Here is a 17,581-nt window from a genome sequence, read left to right as displayed (position 1 = left end):
CGGCCTAGGAGATACGGTCAATCGGTGCCCGGGACCAGCACCACCGGGCAGTGCGAGCGGTGCAGCAGGGTGTGCGCCACCGGGCCGAGGTGCCGGTGGCGGCCGATGACGACGACCGCGCACTCACGGGTGGCCTCCAGCAGCGCGTGGGCCGGTCCGGTGCGCACCGTCCCCGTGTCGACGGTGACCGCCGGGTGTGCCTGCCGCAGCCGGGCGATGCCGAACCGCGGTACGGCCTCCTCCGCCCGTTCCTCCTGGGCTTGGCGCCGCTGACCGGGGCTGGTCGCGGGGATCAGCGAGGGCAGTTCGGGGGTGGTGTGCCGGTGCGCCGGGGTGTGCAGGACGCGCAGCCGCACCGCACGCCGCTCCGCCTCCTGGAAGGCGTGGGCGGCCGCTTCGGCGTCGGCGTCGTTCTCCAGCCCGAGCAGTACCGCCCGGTCGTCGCCGCAGGGGTGGTCTCCGCGGACGACCATCAGCGGCCCGTGCGTGTGCGCGGCCAGCCGCAGGCTGACGGAGCCGAACAGCGTGCCGCCGACCGTGCCGAGACCCCGGGTGCCGACGACGGTGAGGGCCGCGCCGGTGCTCTCCCGGGCCAGGGCGCGGACCGGGTCGTCCTCGGCTGCCTCGGTCTCGAAGGGCAGCGCGGGGTGACGGTCGTGGAGCCGTTCGGCGGCCGCGGCGAGGATCGGCGCGGCTTCGTCGCGGTCCGACACGGCGTACACCACACGCAGGGTCGCACCGCGCCGGACCGCCTCCTCGGCGGCCAGGTCGAGCGCTCGTACGGCGATGAGCGAGCCGTCGACTCCGACGGCCACGTGCTCGGCGGTCATGACCCTGCTCCTCCCGTGGGTCCGGTCTGACGGTGTCATCGTGGGCCCGGGCGCCGGGGGCGGTCAGGGGCCATCGGTCCCGCCCGTACGGAAAGCGACCCCGTTCCGGAAGCGACCCCGTACCGAATGGCGATATGGGAAAGCGACGGCGTATCGGGAAGCGACCCCGTGACGTTCAGCCGGTGGTGTGCCCCCACCGCCGGCCGACGCGCTCCCACTCGGCGCCCCACCGCTCGGTGGCGCGCCGCTGCACCCGCAGCCGCACCAGGCACCCGGCGCCCAGCGCCGTCAGCCCTGCGGTCAGGGCGGCTCCGGTGCCGGCCAGGACGACGCGGGTCGTCGCCTCGGCGGAGTTCATAGGCGCGGCCACCAGCCGGCCCCGGCCGTCCGTCCACGCGGTCAGCGCGCTGCCCGGTTTCGCGGTGGTCTTCACGTCCGTCACGCCCATGTGCGTGATTCCCTTCGCGTCGGTCCAGCGGACCGTGGCCCGGACCCGGTCGTACTTGAACCCGGTGACCAGGTCCCGGCCGCCGGGCACCGCCTTCACCAGCACGGCGGACACGGGCAGGCGTCCCGCCCGGTCGTGCGCCACCGTTCGATGCGCGATCTGCGAGCCGATCATCCCCGCGACGACCGCCCCCACGATCGCGACCGTCCAGGCGACCAGCACGATCCATGCCTCGACCACGTCACTCGGTCGGCGCAGGGGGTTGCGGCGCCATCGCCATCCCAGGACCTTCCCCCGGCGGAGCTTCCGCATCGGTCACACCCCCTTACGGGCGCAATGGGACGGACCCTCCTAAAGGGACCCACCTAAACGGTCTCACTCCATCGCGGTGGAGGGGAGGGTCGAGCGGTCCCTCGCGTCGATCACCGGCCGGCGGCGGGCACCAGGGCGACAGGGCAGCGCGCGTCGCGCAGGATGGAGCGGCCTTCGGATCCCGGCCGTACGACCGTCGTACCGCCGCGCCGCACACCGACCACGACGAGCTGGGCGTCGACGCCCGCCTCGACGAGGGCACGGTGATGACGGCCGCGGACCGCAGCGGTGCGCACGGTGACGTGCGGGTACTTCTCGCGCAGTGCGGACAGCGCGTCGGCCGTCGTACGACCGCTGCGCCTCGCGCGCAGCACCACCAGGTCGGCGCCGCGCTCGGAGGCCTCGGCGAAGGCGAACTCGGCGGCTTCCCGGGCCCGGGGCGACTCGTCCGCCGCCAGGACGACGGGACCGGTCCGCGTGTGCCTGCCGCGGACGACCAGCACCGGGCAGTCGGCCCGGGCGGTCAGCCGGCCGGCGACCGAGCCGTGCAGACGGCCGCGCGCTCCGTCGATCCGGTGGGCGCCCACCACGGCGAGGCAGGCGGCGCGCGACTCGGACCCCAGAACGGTGTCCGGCGCGCCGACCAGGACCTCCCGTGTGATCACGAGGTGGGGCGCGACCCGGCGGGCCCGGCCCTCGGCGTCCGAGAAGGCCCGGTTGACCCGGTCCCGGGCGCCGGCACCGTCCGGGTCCCAGGGCGCCACACCGGCCGGCACGTCCGGCGAGACCCACGTCAGCGCGTGCGCGAGCCGAAGCGGCGCACGGCGCCGGTCGGCCTCCCACGCCGCGGCTTTGCCCCCGACAACGCCCCGACCGGCCCCCGTACGGCCCATGCCGGTCCCGTTGCCCGTTGCCCGCCGGCCGCCGGCCGCCGGACAGACGTGTGCGCGGCCGGCGTACCGGCCACGCTCTTCTTGTTGAGGCCGTGCACGGTGTCGTACGCGCTCGCGGCGGGGGCGGTCCCGCGCGCATGCCCGTTGGCCCGGCAGGGAGCAACCCGCACACTCCCCCTCGCGCGGTATGGCTATCTCCCCGCGTCCGGCAGGCCGCCGCCTCGCGCGCCACGCGGCCTGCCCGCAAAGCAGGTTCGGGCGGCATGCGGCGGTGTCCGCCCTTTGGGAAGGCGGTGACGGACAGGTTCGGTCAGTGTGCGGACAGTAGGCGACTTCCGGTGGCGGGGTATGGGGGCGTGCGCTGGGATGGCCCGACCCACCGCGCGGTGAACTGGGGGTTGGCATGAGTGAGTTCGCAGGAGTCGGGACGACCACTGCCGCCGGGGTGGCCGAGTGGGACGGCTGTCGGTGTGGTGCGGAGCTCCGGGAGAGCGGGACGGGGGCCGCCGAGGAGCGGTTCAGGGGGCTTCTGGAGGCGGCCCCGGACGCCATGGTCATCGTCGACGACACCGGGACCATCCGGCTGGTCAACGCCCAGACCGAGGCCCTTTTCGGCTACCGGCGCGAGGAACTGCTGGGCCGACCCGTCGAGTTGCTGATGCCGCACCGCTTCCACGAGCAGCACACCAGGCACCGCCACGGCTACACCGCCAACCGCCAGGTCCGCCCGATGGGCGCCGGCCTGGACCTGCACGGACTGCGCAAGGACGGCACCGAGTTCCCCGTCGAGATCAGCCTCAGCCCGCTGGAGACGACCGACGGACTCCTGGTGTCGGCCGCCGTGCGGGACGTCAGCGACCGCAAGGCCGCCGAGGCCCGCATCAACGAACTGGCCGCGCTCGTCGAGTCCTCGCAGGACGCCATCCTCGCCAAGACCCTCGACGGATACATCACCTACTGGAACGCCGCCGCCCAGAGCCTGTACGGCTACACCGCCGAGGAGGCCATCGGCCGGCACGTGTCGCTGCTCGCCCCGCCGGAGCTGCGGGAGGAGGTCAGCTCGCTGCTCAAACGGCTGCGGCACGGGGAGAAGGTCGAACACTTCGAGACGCTGCGGTTGACGAACACCGGCGACCTGCTGGACGTAGACGTCACACTCTGGCCCACTCGCGACACCGACGGCACGGTCGTGGGCGCCTGCGCCATCGTGCGGGACATCAGCGACCGCAAGCGCGCGGAGGCCGAACTCACCGCGCTGTACGAGCAGCAGCGGCACATCGCCCTGACCCTGCAGCGCAGTCTCATGGGCGCCCCGTCGGCCATCCCGGGCCTCGCCACGGCGAGCCGCTACCGGCCCGCCACCCAGGGCGCCGGTGTGGGCGGCGACTGGTTCGACCTGATCCCGCTGGGCGCCGACCGGGTCGGCGTGCTCATGGGCGACGTCATGGGCCGCGGCCTCGAAGCGGCCGCCGTGATGGGCCAGTTGCGCTCGGCCGCCCACGCCCTCGCGAAGACCGGCATGCAGCCGCGCCAGCTGATGCAGGCCCTGGACACCTGCGTGACCGACCTCGACGTCCCCGACCAACTGGTCACCTGCTGCTATCTGGTGATCGCCCCGGACGCCGGGACGGTGACCGTGTGTTCGGCCGGCCACCTGCCCACCCTGGTCGCCCTGCCCGGCGAGGGCGTCAGCAACCTCGACTCGCCGGTCAACGCGCCGCTCGGCGTCGGCGGCGTCCTCTATCAGCAGTCCTGCACGGCCATCCCGCCCGGCGCGACCCTCGTCCTCTACACCGACGGACTCATCGAGACCCCCGGCAGCGACATCGAGGGCCGGATCGAGGAACTCACCACCGTTCTGGGCCACTCCTTCGCCGAGGCCCCCGGTCTGGAGGCCGTGGCCGACCGGGTTCTGGCGAGCCTCCTGCCCGACGCGGACAGCCACAACGACGACGTCACCCTGCTGCTGGCACAGCTGCCCGCCGCCCCGCTGGCGTCCATCAGCGCCGACCTGCCCGCCATACCGTCGTCGGTGCCCGAAGCGCGCGCCTTCCTGCACAAGGCCCTCGAGGCCTGGGACTGTGCCACGGCCACGGACGACGCGGTCCTGCTGCTGTCGGAGACCCTCACCAACGCGGTCCAGCACGCCGTCGGCCCCATCGGCCTGCACCTGCGCCGTACCGACACCGACCTCACCGTCGAGGTCAGCGACCACAGCCCGCACCTCCCCCAGCCCCGGCTGGCCGCCGACGACGAGGAGTCCGGACGGGGCCTGCTGCTGGTCCGGGCACTCGCCGACGACTGGGGGGTACGGCCCACCGACGAGGGCAAGACCACCTGGTTCACACTCAAGCTGTGACCGGCCGCGGGCAGGGGGGCCGACGGGACGAAACCGGTGCCGCCGTACGGCCCTTGAGCGACTGTTCAAGCGCGATGGCTGACCGGGTGTTCAGGGGGCCGGCTGCACCCCGTACAGACTGTGTCCGCCGACCAGTTCGCGGCCGGTGACGAGTTCCGGCTCGATGCGCACGAAGACCTCCCGGGGCGAGGGTACCCATGATCGCGGGCCGGTCCGGGTCAGGCGCTCGTGCTCCGCGGGGTCCGTCACCACCATCGCCGGTCCGGTGACGACCACGCTCCACCCCGAGTGGGTGGCCGCGTCGACCTCGTCGACCTCGAAGGCGACGACCACCCCGTCGACGGCGCGGGCCAGCTCGGAGGCCGCCGAGGTGCGCAGCAGCACCGCGCCGTCGCCGTCCAGGGTGAAGTTGACGGGCAGCACGGCGGGCAGGGCCTGCCGGGTGTGGACGATGCGTCCGACGGGCACCTTCGCCAGCAGACGCAGGCACTCCGGCCTTTCGAGTTCACGGAAACCGTCGTTCGGATACATGGGCCAGCCCGTCTCTCACCTGATACATCGCTGGAGCGTTCCGTCCATCCTGCGCCGGGCGAGTGCTCGGAGTGAGGGACCATCGGTCCTCGACCGCGCGCAGAACGTCCCGGATCACACCGCGATGCGGCGCCCGGTGACGGCGAGGGGATCGACGCGCACCCACTGCTCGCGCCGTCCGCCCGCCCAGGGCGTGCTGTGGGCCAGCTCGGCGAGTCGGCCCGCCTCGGCGGGGTCCGTCACCATCTCGGCGTACCCCCGCACCAGCACGCTCCAGCCGCTGCTGAAGGCGTCGTCGATGCGGTCGACCTCGAAGGCGACCCGGTGGCCGGAGGCCCGTGCGGGCGTGGTGCCCGGTGCGGTCCGGAAGACGATCGCGCCGTCGACGACGCTGTAGTTCACCGGCACGACCAAGGGCCCGGAGGCGGTCGGCACCGCGATCCGCCCCACTCCGTGCGTGTCGAGCAGAGCCCTGCACTCCGTGGCGCTCAGCTCGACGAAGTCCGGTTCGCGCATCGCGCGCCCCGGGCCCGGCGGTTGATCGGCGTCACCGCCCGTGAGGTCCCGCACGGTGGTCTCCAGAGCCTCCGCCAGCCGCAGCAGGACGCCCGTTCCGGGCGCGGCCCCGGGGTGCTCCTCGACGTAGCGCAGATAGCCCGGGGCCATGCCGGCCCGGTCGGCGGCCTGCTCGCGGCTCAGTCCGAGTTCCGTACGCCGTGCGACGAGCCGACGCCCGAGATCACCCGGCGCGTGCGCCTCGACGGCCTGGGAAGGTGCGTTGTCCGCCATGGCTCGTCACTCCCTCTCGACTCCCTCTCGTCGGATCGCCCGCCCGTACGCGGACGAATGCGTACGACGCACGGATGGCCCGCTACCCCCATGGTGTCCGGGACGCCATGTCCGCACTTGGGCCGGTCGGCCCTGGTTGCGGAACCGTCGATATACGCAACCAAGCGGTTGCGCATCCCATGCTCGACGTGCAACCTAGTGGTAGCGCATCCACACGAGACGAGGTTGCGATGCTTCCCGACGACATCGAACGCGACATCCTGATCAACGCGCCCGTCGAACGGGTCTGGGCGGTCCTCACCGAACCCGCCTTCCTGGGCCGCTGGTTCGGCAACGGCGACCCGGTCAAGGTCGAGCTGCACCCCGACGGCCTCCTGCTCTTCGATCACGGCGTCCACGGCGCCATCCCGGCCCGCATCCAGACGGTCGATCCGCCGCACACCTTCTCCTGGCGGTGGTCCCAGGGCGCCGCGGGCGAGGAACCGACCGATGCCAACGCCACCCTCGTCACCTTCACGCTCGCCTGGGACGAGAGTGCGGGAGGCACCCGGCTCACCATGGTCGAGAGCGGATTCACCCGGCTCGGCCTGCCCGCCGACGAGGCCGCCGATCGCCACCGCGCCAACAGCCGGAACTGGTCCGGCAAACTCGACCAGCTGCGTGAGCAGTGCGAGCAGCCCGCAGCATGACCGGAGCGAACGGCCGCGAGCTGGCGCCCGAGGACGTCCTGCTGGCGCTGGCCGATCCCGTCCGCCGCCGGATCATGGCCACACTCGTCCGCGACGGCGAAGCGACCTCCACGTCCCTCGCCGCGCCCCTCCCGGTCACACGGCAGGCGGTGGCCAAGCATCTGGCCGTCCTGGAGCGCGCGGGACTGGTACGTGGGCGACGGAGCGGGCGCGAGGTCCGTTACGCCGCGGATCTCCAGCCCCTGCGGCACGCCACCCGTTGGCTGGACACCCTGGCGGAGCAGTGGGAGGGCCGTCTGCTGGCGATCAAGGCACTGGCCGAGCAGGACGCCGAGCCCCGAGGCGACGAAACCGACGGTCCGTGACCGACGGTCCGCGAAAGGGCCCGATCGGCCCATCCGCATCTCGCCACCGGTTCCGGTCGGCCCCGCACCCGCCCCTGGTCGGCCCATCCCGCACCGCGTTCCCCGGCTGCCACCGTGCAGGTGGTGACGAGAGGGAGGTGCGGCCGATGCGCGCACACGGGCGGACCAGTCGGTGGCTGTGGCGGTGGCGGGCCAACCCGCTGCGGCGGCACGACGACGTTCTGGAGGCCTGGCTGGTGCTGGCCGTGTGGCTGATCGTCGCGGTGGGCGGCACCTTCGCCGGGTTCATGGCGGCCCGGTCCGCCGCCGACGTCTTCGCCCGCCAGCGTGCCGAGCGCGCCCCCGTTCAGGCCGTTCTGTTCACGGACGCGCCCCGGGCCTCACAGACCTCCCGCCGGGCCCTGGTGACGGTCCGCTGGACGCCCGCGGGCCGGCCCGCACGAACCGGGACGGCGCTGGTGGACGCGGGCCGTACCGCCGGGTCTCATGTCGTCGTCTGGACGAACCCCGGGGTGACCTGACCGCCGAACCGCCGGGGCCGACCGAGGCGCTCGCCGAGGCCGTCCTCTTCGGAGCCGGTGCCGCCCTCGGCGTGACCGGGCTGGTCCTCGGGGCCGGGGCCGCCGGGCGGTGCCTGCCGGACCGGCGGCGGGCCGAGTCCTGGGGCAGTGAGTGGGACCGGCTCGCGCCCCACGGAGACGGCCTCCCGGCCCCGGGACGCAGCGGGATCCCGCCGTCCACGTGACCTTCGCCCTCCGAGCGCGGATACTTCCGAGAGTGGCAGCAGTACGGGCCCAGGAGCCGGACGCGCGTCTCACCAGGAGGAACCCATGAAGATGCTGATCAATGTTCCGGAAACCGTGGTAGCCGACGCGTTGCGGGGCATGGCGGCGGCCCATCCCGAGCTGACGGTCGACGTGGAGAACCGGGTGATCGTACGGCGCGACGCCCCCGTGGCCGGAAAGGTCGCCCTGATCTCCGGCGGCGGCTCGGGGCACGAGCCGCTGCATGGCGGTTTCGTGGGCCCCGGCATGCTGTCGGCCGCCTGCCCGGGCGAGGTGTTCACCTCCCCGGTGCCGGACCAGATGGCGCGGGCCGCGGCGGCCGTGAACAGCGGCCCCGGTGTGCTGTTCATCGTGAAGAACTACACCGGTGACGTCCTGAACTTCGACATGGCGGCCGAGCTCGCCGAGGACGAGGGCATCCAGGTCGCCAAGGTGCTGGTCAACGACGACGTGGCGGTCACCGACAGCCTCTACACGGCCGGACGGCGCGGCGTAGGCGGCACCCTGTTCGTGGAGAAGATCGCGGGCGCCGCGGCGGACGAGGGCCAGCCGCTGGAGCGGGTGGAGGCGATCGGCCGGCAGGTCAACGAGAACTCCCGCAGCTTCGGCGTCGCCCTCAGCGCCTGCACCACCCCCGCCAAGGGCAGCCCCACCTTCGATCTGCCGCCCGGTGAGCTGGAGTTGGGCATCGGCATCCACGGCGAACCCGGCCGGGAGCGGCGCGCGATGATGACGTCCGGCGAGATCGCCGAGTTCGCGGTGGGCGCGATCCTGGACGACATGACCCCGCGCAATCCGGTCCTCGTCCTGGTCAACGGCATGGGCGCGACCCCGCTGCTGGAGCTGTACGGCTTCAACGCCGAGGTCCAGCGGGTGCTCACCCAGCGCGGTGTGGCCGTCGCCCGCACCCTGGTCGGCAACTACGTGACCTCCCTCGACATGGCGGGTGCCTCGGTCACCCTGTGCCAGGTCGACGAGGAGCTGCTCCGCCTCTGGGACGCGCCGGTGAAGACGCCGGGGCTGCGCTGGGGGATGTAGCACGCCGGGCCGGGGTGTCAACGTACCTACCACGCAAGGAGATCCAGTGCTCGACGCCGAGTTCTTCCGCCGTTGGATGACGGCGACCGCCGCGTCCGTCGACCGCGAGGCGGAGCGGCTCACGGCCCTCGACTCGCCCATCGGGGACGCCGACCACGGCTCCAATCTGCAGCGCGGTTTCAAATCCGTCATCGCGGCGCTGGAGAAGGAGGCGCCCCAGACCCCCGGTGCTGTCCTGACGCTCTCGGGACGGCAGCTGATCTCGACCGTCGGCGGCGCCTCGGGGCCGCTGTACGGCACACTGCTGCGCCGCACCGGCAAGGCGCTGGGCGATGCCGCCGAGGTCGACGAGGGTCAGCTGGCCGAGGCGCTGCGGGCCGGGGTGGACGCGGTGATGGCGCTCGGGGGTGCCGCACCGGGCGACAAGACCATGATCGACGCGTTGGTGCCGGCCGTGGACGCGCTTGACGACGGCTTCCCGGCGGCCCGGTCGGCGGCCGAGCAGGGTGCGCTGGCGACGACGCCGTTGCAGGCCCGCAAGGGCCGGGCCAGCTATCTGGGCGAGCGCAGCGTCGGCCACCAGGACCCCGGCGCCACCTCGTCGGCGCTGCTGATCGCGGCGCTCGCGGAGGCGGCCGGTGAGTGACGACAAGACGGTCGGGATCGTGCTGGTGTCGCACAGCGCGGAAGTGGCCGCGTCCGTCGCCGAGTTGGCGAAGGGGCTGGCGGGCGGCGGGACGTCGGTGCCGGTCGCCCCCGCGGGTGGCACCGAGGGCGGCGGTCTCGGCACCAGCGCGGAGCTGATCGCCGCGGCGGCCGCGTCCGTGGACCGGGGCGCCGGGGTGGCGGTGCTCACCGATCTCGGCAGTGCCGTGCTCACGGTGAAGGCGCTGATCGCCGAGGGCGACGAACTCCCCGCGAACACCCGTCTGGTGGACGCGCCGTTCGTGGAGGGCGCGGTGGCCGCGGTCGTCACGGCGGCGGCCGGAGCCGACCTCGCAGCGGTCGAGGCGGCGGCAGCGGAGGCGTACACCTACCGGAAGGCCTGAACGACAACCGATCATGACCAGTACTCAGACCCTCTTACGGACCGCGGACGTCGACGACGTGGAGGCGATCACCGAGCTGCACACCCAGGCCCGTACCGCCTACTACGCGGCGGGCGGAGTGCCGACGGCAGAGCTCGACTCCCCTGAGGCGTACGCCCGTCGGCGGGAGGGCTGGCTGCGGGCCGTGCGGGCCGACGACATGACCGTGGTCTGCGCCGAACGGGCGGGCGAGCTGGCGGGGATCCTGATGGCGGGGCCTCCCTACGAACCCGATGTGGACGCGGCGACCGTGGGCCAGCTCTACCAGATCCATGTCCGTCCGGGCTCCTGGGGCCAGGGCGTCGGCGGCCGGCTGCACGGCGAGTTCGTGCGGTTGTTGCGTGACGCGGCGCTGACGACCGGCGTGTTGGAGGCCTGGGCGCGCAACAGCCGGGCCCAGGGCTTCTACGTGCGGCACGGGTGGCGGCCGGACGGACATCACCGGCCCGGGCCCGGGGGCGCCGACTACGTGCGGATGCGCCTGCGTCTGACCGGGGAGGGACTCAACTGAGGCCGCCCGCCGCCACCTTGAGGGCCGTGCGCAGGGTGGCCAGGAGCTCGGCCTCCGCCGTCGCGAGGTCGGGCTCCGTGTCCGCGGTGTGCCAGGCGTAGTGTTCGACCGCCGCCCGCAGCGCCGCGTTGAACATCGCCGCCTGGATGACCGGCCGCAGATCACCGGCCGGCAGCCCGGCGCGCTCGGCGAGGGCACCGGCGAACGCCGGCTCGGCCTCGTCGTACGTCTGCAGCCAGACGGCCCGTAGCCCCGGCTCGGTTCGGGTCAGTCGTACCAGCGCCCCCACGGTGGCCCGGTCGGGGCCCGCGACGAGTTGGAGGTCCGTCGTGTACTCGGGCGCGAAGATCTCCTCCAGCGGCTGTCCGGGCCGCCATTCCCGCAGACGGGCGGCGAGCATGTGGATGCCGGCCGTGAACAGGGGCCGTACGCAGGCCTCCTTGCTGGGGAAGTAGCGCCACACGGTCCGCGCGGAGACGCCCACGGCCTGGGCGATCTGCTCGCCGGTGGTGGCCGCGACGCCCTGGGTGACGAACAGGTCCACCGCGGCCCGGGCGATCTCCAGCCGGATCTCCGCCTTGCGCTCCTCCGTGAGCGGCGGTCGTCCCATGCGTCCGCGGGCTGCGGTCATGTGTTCCTCCGGCTCCGTGATCGGTTCTCCGGAATTCTCCACCACGATTTTATGTCACTCGCCGACATTAAGTCGTATGGTGGGCCCAGCCCCACCGGGCGACCCGCACCGCACAACGAACAGGAGCACCCCATGGCCAGCGGACTCGACGGAAGAAGCGTCATAGTCACCGGAGCGGGCTCGGGCATCGGGCGCGCCACCGCCCTGGCCTTCGCGGCGGAGGGATCCCGGGTCCTGGTCGCGGACCTCAACGAGGAGGGCGCGCACGCCACCGTCAAGGACATCGAACAGGCGGGCGGCACCGCGGTCGCCGTCGTGGGCGACCTGAGCGAGCAGGCCGTGGTCGACCGGGTGGCCGAGACGGCGGTGGAGCGGTTCGGCGGGGTGGACGTCCTGGTGAACAACGCCGGGATCATGGACCGTATGTCGGCGCTCGCGGACGTGAGCGACACCGAGTGGGAGCGGGTGATCCGGATCAACCTGACGGCGCCGTTCCTGCTGACGCGGGCGGTGCTGCCGCACATGCTGGCGGCGGGCCGGGGCTCGGTCGTCAACACCGCCTCGGAGGCGGGTCTGCGCGGCAGCGCGGCGGGCGCGGCCTACACCGCCTCGAAGCACGGGGTGGTGGGGCTCACCAAGTCGCTCGCGGTGATGTACCGCAAGCAGGGCATCCGCGCGAACGCCATCGCCCCGGGCGGCACCGCGACCAACATCGCGGTGGACGCCGACCAGGCCGCGCACGGACCGGCCGCGCTCGGCCCGCACTTCGTCAACCTCGGCCGTATCGCCCAGCCCGAGGAGCAGGCCGCCGCCATCGTGTTCCTCGCCTCGGACGCGGCGAGCAACATCAACGGCGTGGTGCTGCCCGTGGACGACGGCTGGTCGGCGGTCTGACGCCCGGTCACTCGCCCCGTACGAACAGCCGCGCCAGCCGCTGTCCGGTGGCGACGGCGGCGGCGTGGTCCTCGATCGGCTTGACCTGCGAGTCCTTGAAGACGATGTAGGTGACACCGGAGGCCGCGCCGCCGCCGCGCGGATCGGGGCTGATGCCGAGGCCCCGTGCGGTGGCGTAGGAGGCCTCGCCGATGATCCCGCGGGGGCCGATGTCGCCGACGACCGCGTACTGCACCCGATCGCGGTAGACGACGGCGGCGACAGAACCGCCGCGCACCCCGTGATCCCCGTGGTTCCAGATACGGCTCACGGCCGGCACGACGATGTACGGCAGGCTCTCCGCGCTCAGATGACGGCCGTCGGACTGCTGGAAGGCGGTGGCGGCGGAGAACAGCGGGTCGGTACGGCGGTTGCAGCGCGGGCCGGGCCGGCCGTCGCAGTCGATGTCCAGGTCGGCCTTCCAGAAGACGGCGTCCCGTGTGGCGCAGACCGGGACGGTGGCCGGGGCGCCCTCGTCGCTGCGGTAGCGGCCGCGCGAGATCTGGGCGCAGTGGCGCACCTTGGCCAGCAGGTCGGCGGCCCCGACCTCACCCTCACGCGAGGCGACGGGCTCCTCGGCGATGCCGTGCCGGGCCGCGGGCAGCGCGGCCAGGGCGAGCAGAGCGGCGCAGGCCACGGCCGGCGTCAGCGACGGGACACGCACGATGAGGGACCCTCTCCTGGGGAACACTGACGGACACTCAGCCCAATGTGTTGCCCTTTTGGTCGTGCGGCTACCGCTGAGGGGCCGTACGGCGCACGCCCCGAAGTCCGGGCAGGGGCCGGGCACCTGAGCCCGCGTCGGCTCCGGCCGCCCGGCCACCCGCGTCCGGCGCGGGATCAGCGACGACAGCGTTCCGCGCCACCGGCATGAACTCACCGTCCCCCAAGGAGAGTTCAGCCGCGAGGACCTTCAGCATACGTAACGGCCACGGGCCCACGTCACCACCCGTGCCGCTACGACGCCCTCTTGATGTACCTGCAACAACAGCGTCATATTGGTACGGACCATTGCCGACCTGTCCTCCGGGAGGCGAAGCCGTGCCACGTGCCGCCGTACTCCCCCGCCGGCTCCTCGCGCCGATAGCGGGCCTGGTCCTGGTCTGCTCCTGCGGCTGGGGCGGCGACGGGGACGAAGGGCGGGCGCCGGGCGCTCCGGGGGGTGTCACCGCGGCGGCGGGCAGCTCCAGCAGTGTGCACGTGATGTGGGACGCGGTGTCCGCCCAGCCCCGGGTCCGCGCGTACGAGGTGTATCGGGGCACCACAAAGGCAGCGGAGGTGCCCGCTTCCGAGCACATGGTGGACGTCACCAGGCTCAGGCCGTCCACCATGTACGTCTTCACCGTGCGGGCGCGCGACACACAGGGCCGCCTCGGGCCGCCCAGCGGGGAGGTCCGCGCGACGACTCCCGCCGCCGTCCCGGCCGACGACACCCCGCCGACCCGCCCGGGCCGGACCAGCGGACGGGCGGTGGGCGGCCGGGAGGTGCAGCTGGCCTGGTCCGCGTCGAGGGACGACACGGCCGTGCTGTCGTACGACGTCTACCAGGGGTCCGCGAAGATCCACAGTGTCGGCGGGAGCCAGACGGCGACCGTGGTCACCGGACTGCGGCCGGGCACCCGGTACGTCTTCACCGTCCGCGCCCGCGACGCGGCCGACAACCTCTCCCCGCCCGGGCCCGCCGTCCGTCTCACCACTCCCGGCACGGACGACGGCCGCGGCACCGCGCCCACCGGCTTCGGCGTGACCGCTCACCGCGCCGACGGCGCGTACTTCCTGGACCTGTCCTGGGTCCCGCCGCGCACGGACGGCGTGGTCGGCGAGTACCAGATCCTGCTGGACGGGCGGACGGCGACCTCGCTCGTGTACGGCGCGAACGCGCCGCGCGAACGGGCGTCGTACTCCTTCTACGTGGGCCGGAAGGCGGGGGTGAGCCACCGGGTGCGGATCCGGGCACGGCTGCCCGACGGGACCTGGGGCGGGTTCTCGGCGGAGCGGACCGTGACGACCGGCTGATGGGCCGGACGAAGGAATCCGTCACCTGAGCGGGGGCCGTCCGCATGCGCGGTGGACCCGGGGCGCATTGGCTGCCCCTGAGGCAGCACGGGTGTTCCCCGACCCTCGGCGGCACCAGGGATGTACCGCCGACCGTGCCGCCGGAGGGCAGTCCTGATGCGCAACTCCCAGCTTCCGATCCGCTCCGGCCTGGCGGTGGCGGCCGTCGCCGCGCTGCCCCTGGCCCTGGCCGCCCCGTCCGCCTCGGCGGTGGGGACGGGCATCTCGGTGAGCACCAGCGGTTCGACCGTCTCGGTGACCACCACCGTGTGCAACCAGACCAGCAGCAGCGGCATGTGGGGCACGGCCTCACTGCTCAACAGCAGCCAGTCGAACTTCGCCCAGGGGCGCCAGGTGGCGCTCGCCGGGACGACCAGCCAGCAGTCGGCGGCGTGGCAGGGCGTGAGCCCCGGCACCTACACCGTCATCGTGATGTGCTCCTTCAACAACACCACCGCGGGCACGCAGTCCATCATCGTCGCGGCCCCCTCGTCGCCGACCATCTCCGCCACCTCCTCGCCGTCCCGCGGCGTCATGGGCGGTCTCGGAGGTGCCGTCAAGGACTACGGCCCGGTCACGCTGGGCGTGGGCGGCGCGCTGGTCGGGGCGGGCGTCATCGCGTCCGGCTGGTTCCTGCGCCGCCGCTCGAAGCCGTACCGCCTCTGAGGGCCAACGGGCTCACGCCGGGCCGGAGTCCGGCAGTTCGCCGAACTCCTCCAGCGCGTCGGTGAGCCACCGGGTCCAGAAGGTCTCCAGCTCGATGCCCGCCCGCAGGACCAGGTGGCGCAGCTTGTCCTCGCAAGTGTCCCGGCCGGGCGGGAAGTCGCGCTTCTCGATCTCCTCGTACTCCGCCAACTGCCGCCGGTGCAGCTCGAGATGGCGGCGCAGATCGGCCTCGATGCCCTCCGTCCCCACCACCGCCGACGCGCGCAGCCGCAGCAGCAGCGTGTCGCGGTGGGGCCTGGGGTCCTGGGAGGCGGCGGTCCAGCGGGCCAGTTCGGCGCGTCCCGCGGGCAGGACCTCGTAGCTCTTCTTCTGCCCGCGGGCCGGCTGCTCGGTGGGCAGCGCCCGGATGTGACCGTCGGCCTCCAGCTTCCCCAGCTCGCGGTAGATCTGCTGATGCGTAGCCGACCAGAAGTAGCCGATCGACCGGTCGAAGCGGCGGGTCAGCTCCAGCCCCGAGGACGGCTTCTCGAGCAGGGCGGTGAGGATCGCGTGCGGGAGGGACATGGGCACATCCTAGGGAGGCTCTACAGGGCGGCCGCGACCTCGGTGCCCTGCAGGATCGCCCGCTTGGCGTCCAGCTCCGCGGCCACGTCCGCACCCCCGATCAGGTGCGCGGCGCGCCCGGCGGCGACCAGCTCCTCGTACAGGTCGCGGCGCGGCTCCTGGCCGGTGCACAGCACGATGGTGTCGACGGGCAGGATGGTGGACTCCTCACCGACGGTGATGTGCAGTCCGGCGTCGTCGATGCGGTCGTAGCGCACGCCCGGGACCATGGTGACGCCGCGGTGCTTGAGCTCGGTGCGGTGGATCCAGCCGGTGGTCTTGCCCAGGCCCGCGCCGACCTTCGACGTCTTGCGCTGGAGCAGGTGCACGGTGCGCGGCGGAGCGCTGCGCTTCGGTGCGGCGAGGCCGCCGGGCGCCCGGTAGTCCATGTCGACGCCCCACTGCCGGAAGTACGTCTCCGGGTCCTCGCTCGCCGCGTCGCCGCCGTCGGTCAGGAACTCGGCGACGTCGAAGCCGATGCCGCCGGCGCCGAGGACGGCGACGCGCTGGCCGACGGGTGCCTCGCCGCGCAGGACGTCGAGGTAGCCGACGACGCTGGGGTGGTCGACGCCCGGGATGTCCGGGGTGCGCGGGGTGACGCCGGTGGCGACGACCACCTCGTCGTAGTCCGCCAAGTCACCTGCTTCGACAGGGGTGTTCAGACGTACGTCCACACCGTGGGCGTCGAGCTGGTGGCGGAAGTAGCGCAGGGTCTCGTCGAACTCCTGCTTGCCGGGGACCTTGCGGGCCACGTTCAGCTGACCGCCGATCTCGCTCGCCGCGTCGAACAGCGTGACGGTGTGGCCGCGTTCGGCCGCGGACACCGCGCAGGCGAGCCCGGCGGGACCGGCCCCGACGACGGCGACGCGCTTGGTCAGGCGGGTCGGCGAGAGCACCAGCTCGGTCTCGTGGCAGGCGCGCGGGTTGACCAGGCAGGAGGTGATCTTCCCGCTGAAGGTGTGGTCGAGGCAGGCCTGGTTGCAGCCGATGCAGGTGTTGATGGCCTCGGGCGTCCCGGCCGCGGCCTTGGCGACGAAGTCCGGGTCGGCGAGCATCGGGCGGGCCATCGACACCATGTCCGCGTAACCCTCGGCGAGCAACTCCTCGGCGAGTTCCGGGGTGTTGATGCGGTTGGTGGTGACCAGCGGGATCGACACCCGGCCCATGATCCGCCGGGTGACCCAGGTGTAGGCGCCGCGTGGCACGGAGGTGGCGATGGTGGGGATGCGGGCCTCGTGCCAGCCGATGCCGGTGTTGATGATGGTCGCACCGGCCGCCTCGACGGCCTGGGCGAGCGTGATCACCTCGTCGAGCGTGGAGCCGCCGGGGACCAGGTCCAGCATGGACAGCCGGTAGACGATGATGAAGTCCTCGCCGACGGCCTCGCGCACCCGGCGGACGATCTCGACCGGGAAACGCATCCGGTTCTCGTACGAGCCGCCCCAGCGGTCGGTGCGGTGGTTGGTCTGCGCGGCGATGAACTCGTTGATGAGGTAGCCCTCGGAGCCCATGATCTCGACGCCGTCGTAGCCGGCCCGCCGGGCCAGCCGGGCGGCGCGGGCGTAGTCCTCGATGGTCTGCTCGACCTCGTCGTCGGTCAGCTCCCGGGGCACGAAGGGGCTGATCGGCGCCTGCAGCGGGCTCGGCGCGGCCAGGTCCTCGTGGTAGGCGTACCGCCCGAAGTGCAGGATCTGCATCGCGATCCGGCCGCCCTCGCGGTGCACGGCCTCGGTGATCACCGCATGCTGCTCGGCCTCCGCCTCGGTGGTCAGCTTCGCCCCGCCCTCGTACGGCCGCCCCGCCTCGTTGGGCGCGATCCCGCCGGTGACGATCAGGCCCACGCCACCGCGGGCCCGGGCCGCGTAGAACTCCGCCATCCGCTCGAAGCCGCGCTCGGCCTCCTCCAGGCCGACGTGCATGGAACCCATGAGGACGCGGTTGGGCAGCGTGGTGAAGCCCAGGTCGAGCGGGTTCAGCAGATGCGGGTAACGGCTCATGGCGCCCCTCCGTCGCGGTGTGGTCCCTCATTTGTAGGGGACCGCACCGCGTTTGTGC

General features: G+C 73.1%; 20 protein-coding genes. 11 read left to right on the top strand and 9 right to left on the bottom strand.

Going from position 1 to position 17,581, the window contains the following annotated elements; genetic code table 11:
* Positions 1 to 17 precede the first annotated feature (17 nt).
* From GRC12_RS01305 to GRC12_RS01295, 3 genes are all read right to left on the bottom strand, one after another.
* A complete protein-coding gene (locus tag GRC12_RS01305; RefSeq protein WP_208776736.1) occupies positions 18 to 830 on the bottom strand; it encodes a universal stress protein in 813 nt (270 codons plus the stop codon).
* Between the two features lie 175 nt (positions 831 to 1,005).
* Positions 1,006 to 1,590 carry an Rv1733c family protein gene (locus GRC12_RS01300; RefSeq protein WP_208776735.1) on the bottom strand — a complete coding sequence of 195 codons (585 nt, stop codon included), beginning with the start codon at positions 1,588 to 1,590 and terminating at the stop codon, positions 1,006 to 1,008.
* A 110-nt stretch (positions 1,591 to 1,700) separates the two neighbouring features.
* Positions 1,701 to 2,483 carry a universal stress protein gene (locus tag GRC12_RS01295; protein ID WP_208776734.1) on the bottom strand — a complete coding sequence of 261 codons (783 nt, stop codon included), beginning with the start codon at positions 2,481 to 2,483 and terminating at the stop codon, positions 1,701 to 1,703.
* A 403-nt stretch (positions 2,484 to 2,886) separates the two neighbouring features.
* On the opposite strand from GRC12_RS01295, the gene GRC12_RS01290 reads away from it, so the two are divergent.
* Positions 2,887 to 4,842: a PAS domain S-box protein gene (locus GRC12_RS01290; RefSeq protein WP_208776733.1), complete on the top strand. Its 1,956-nt coding sequence runs from the start codon at positions 2,887 to 2,889 to the stop codon at positions 4,840 to 4,842.
* Between the two features lie 90 nt (positions 4,843 to 4,932).
* Here GRC12_RS01290 and GRC12_RS01285 read toward each other — a convergent pair whose 3' ends face one another.
* Together GRC12_RS01285 and GRC12_RS01280 are read right to left on the bottom strand one after the other, a co-directional pair.
* Positions 4,933 to 5,373 (bottom strand): pyridoxamine 5'-phosphate oxidase family protein, encoded by a 441-nt coding sequence (locus GRC12_RS01285; protein ID WP_208776732.1) that lies wholly within the window; start codon positions 5,371 to 5,373, stop codon positions 4,933 to 4,935.
* Between the two features lie 114 nt (positions 5,374 to 5,487).
* Complete coding sequence (locus GRC12_RS01280; protein ID WP_208776731.1) at positions 5,488 to 6,162, bottom strand: helix-turn-helix domain-containing protein; 675 nt, start codon at positions 6,160 to 6,162, stop codon at positions 5,488 to 5,490.
* A gap of 230 nt (positions 6,163 to 6,392) precedes the next feature.
* Here GRC12_RS01280 and GRC12_RS01275 point away from each other — a divergent pair, with 230 nt between their 5' ends.
* The 7 genes from GRC12_RS01275 to GRC12_RS01245 all read left to right on the top strand — a co-directional run bounded on the left by GRC12_RS01275 (position 6,393) and on the right by GRC12_RS01245 (position 10,638).
* Complete coding sequence (locus tag GRC12_RS01275) at positions 6,393 to 6,851, top strand: SRPBCC domain-containing protein (RefSeq protein WP_208776730.1); 459 nt, start codon at positions 6,393 to 6,395, stop codon at positions 6,849 to 6,851.
* Positions 6,848 to 7,216 (top strand): ArsR/SmtB family transcription factor, encoded by a 369-nt coding sequence (locus GRC12_RS01270; protein ID WP_208776729.1) that lies wholly within the window; start codon positions 6,848 to 6,850, stop codon positions 7,214 to 7,216. Before GRC12_RS01275 ends, GRC12_RS01270 begins: the two co-directional genes overlap by 4 nt.
* A gap of 146 nt (positions 7,217 to 7,362) precedes the next feature.
* Entirely contained in the window at positions 7,363 to 7,737 is a 375-nt protein-coding gene (locus GRC12_RS46630; protein ID WP_308286442.1) for an Rv1733c family protein, read from the top strand.
* Between the two features lie 309 nt (positions 7,738 to 8,046).
* Positions 8,047 to 9,039, top strand: a complete 993-nt coding sequence (gene dhaK, locus GRC12_RS01260) for a dihydroxyacetone kinase subunit DhaK (RefSeq protein WP_208776728.1) — start codon at positions 8,047 to 8,049, stop codon at positions 9,037 to 9,039.
* Positions 9,040 to 9,085: 46 nt separating this feature from the next.
* On the top strand, positions 9,086 to 9,685 hold the full coding sequence (dhaL, locus tag GRC12_RS01255) for a dihydroxyacetone kinase subunit DhaL (RefSeq protein WP_208776727.1): 600 nt from the start codon (positions 9,086 to 9,088) through the stop codon (positions 9,683 to 9,685).
* Positions 9,678 to 10,088 (top strand): PTS-dependent dihydroxyacetone kinase phosphotransferase subunit DhaM, encoded by a 411-nt coding sequence (locus tag GRC12_RS01250; protein WP_208776726.1) that lies wholly within the window; start codon positions 9,678 to 9,680, stop codon positions 10,086 to 10,088. The genes dhaL and GRC12_RS01250 overlap by 8 nt, the downstream gene beginning before the upstream one ends.
* 13 nt (positions 10,089 to 10,101) lie before the next feature.
* Positions 10,102 to 10,638, top strand: a complete 537-nt coding sequence (locus tag GRC12_RS01245; protein ID WP_208776725.1) for a GNAT family N-acetyltransferase — start codon at positions 10,102 to 10,104, stop codon at positions 10,636 to 10,638.
* Here the strand turns inward: GRC12_RS01245 and GRC12_RS01240 are convergent.
* A complete protein-coding gene (locus GRC12_RS01240; RefSeq protein ID WP_208776724.1) occupies positions 10,631 to 11,269 on the bottom strand; it encodes a TetR/AcrR family transcriptional regulator in 639 nt (212 codons plus the stop codon). The genes GRC12_RS01245 and GRC12_RS01240 overlap by 8 nt on opposite strands.
* A 132-nt stretch (positions 11,270 to 11,401) precedes the next feature.
* Between GRC12_RS01240 and GRC12_RS01235 the strand changes: the two genes are divergently transcribed.
* The gene (locus GRC12_RS01235) at positions 11,402 to 12,163 is read left to right on the top strand and encodes an SDR family NAD(P)-dependent oxidoreductase (protein WP_208776723.1); all 762 of its coding nucleotides are present in this window, start codon (positions 11,402 to 11,404) and stop codon (positions 12,161 to 12,163) included.
* Positions 12,164 to 12,170: 7 nt separating this feature from the next.
* Here the strand turns inward: GRC12_RS01235 and GRC12_RS01230 are convergent, their stop codons facing one another.
* Positions 12,171 to 12,866 carry a glycoside hydrolase family 75 protein gene (locus GRC12_RS01230; protein WP_208776722.1) on the bottom strand — a complete coding sequence of 232 codons (696 nt, stop codon included), beginning with the start codon at positions 12,864 to 12,866 and terminating at the stop codon, positions 12,171 to 12,173.
* A 377-nt stretch (positions 12,867 to 13,243) separates the two neighbouring features.
* Between GRC12_RS01230 and GRC12_RS01225 the strand changes: the two genes are divergently transcribed.
* Entirely contained in the window at positions 13,244 to 14,218 is a 975-nt protein-coding gene (locus GRC12_RS01225; protein ID WP_308286441.1) for a fibronectin type III domain-containing protein, read from the top strand.
* A 156-nt stretch (positions 14,219 to 14,374) separates the two neighbouring features.
* A complete protein-coding gene (locus GRC12_RS01220; protein ID WP_208776720.1) occupies positions 14,375 to 14,923 on the top strand; it encodes a hypothetical protein in 549 nt (182 codons plus the stop codon).
* A gap of 12 nt (positions 14,924 to 14,935) precedes the next feature.
* Here GRC12_RS01220 and GRC12_RS01215 read toward each other — a convergent pair whose 3' ends face one another.
* Entirely contained in the window at positions 14,936 to 15,487 is a 552-nt protein-coding gene (locus GRC12_RS01215) for a PadR family transcriptional regulator (protein ID WP_208776719.1), read from the bottom strand.
* A 20-nt stretch (positions 15,488 to 15,507) separates the two neighbouring features.
* Positions 15,508 to 17,523, bottom strand: coding sequence for an NADPH-dependent 2,4-dienoyl-CoA reductase (locus GRC12_RS01210; protein ID WP_208776718.1), 2,016 nt, complete (start codon positions 17,521 to 17,523; stop codon positions 15,508 to 15,510).
* Between the last annotated feature and the right edge of the window lie 58 nt (positions 17,524 to 17,581).

The sequence above is a fragment of the Streptomyces griseorubiginosus genome (genome assembly GCF_017614965.1).
Lineage (GTDB): Bacteria > Actinomycetota > Actinomycetes > Streptomycetales > Streptomycetaceae > Streptomyces > Streptomyces griseorubiginosus_B.
Note: the sequence above shows the minus strand (reverse complement) of the source record. Positions and strands in the feature narration are given on the sequence as shown.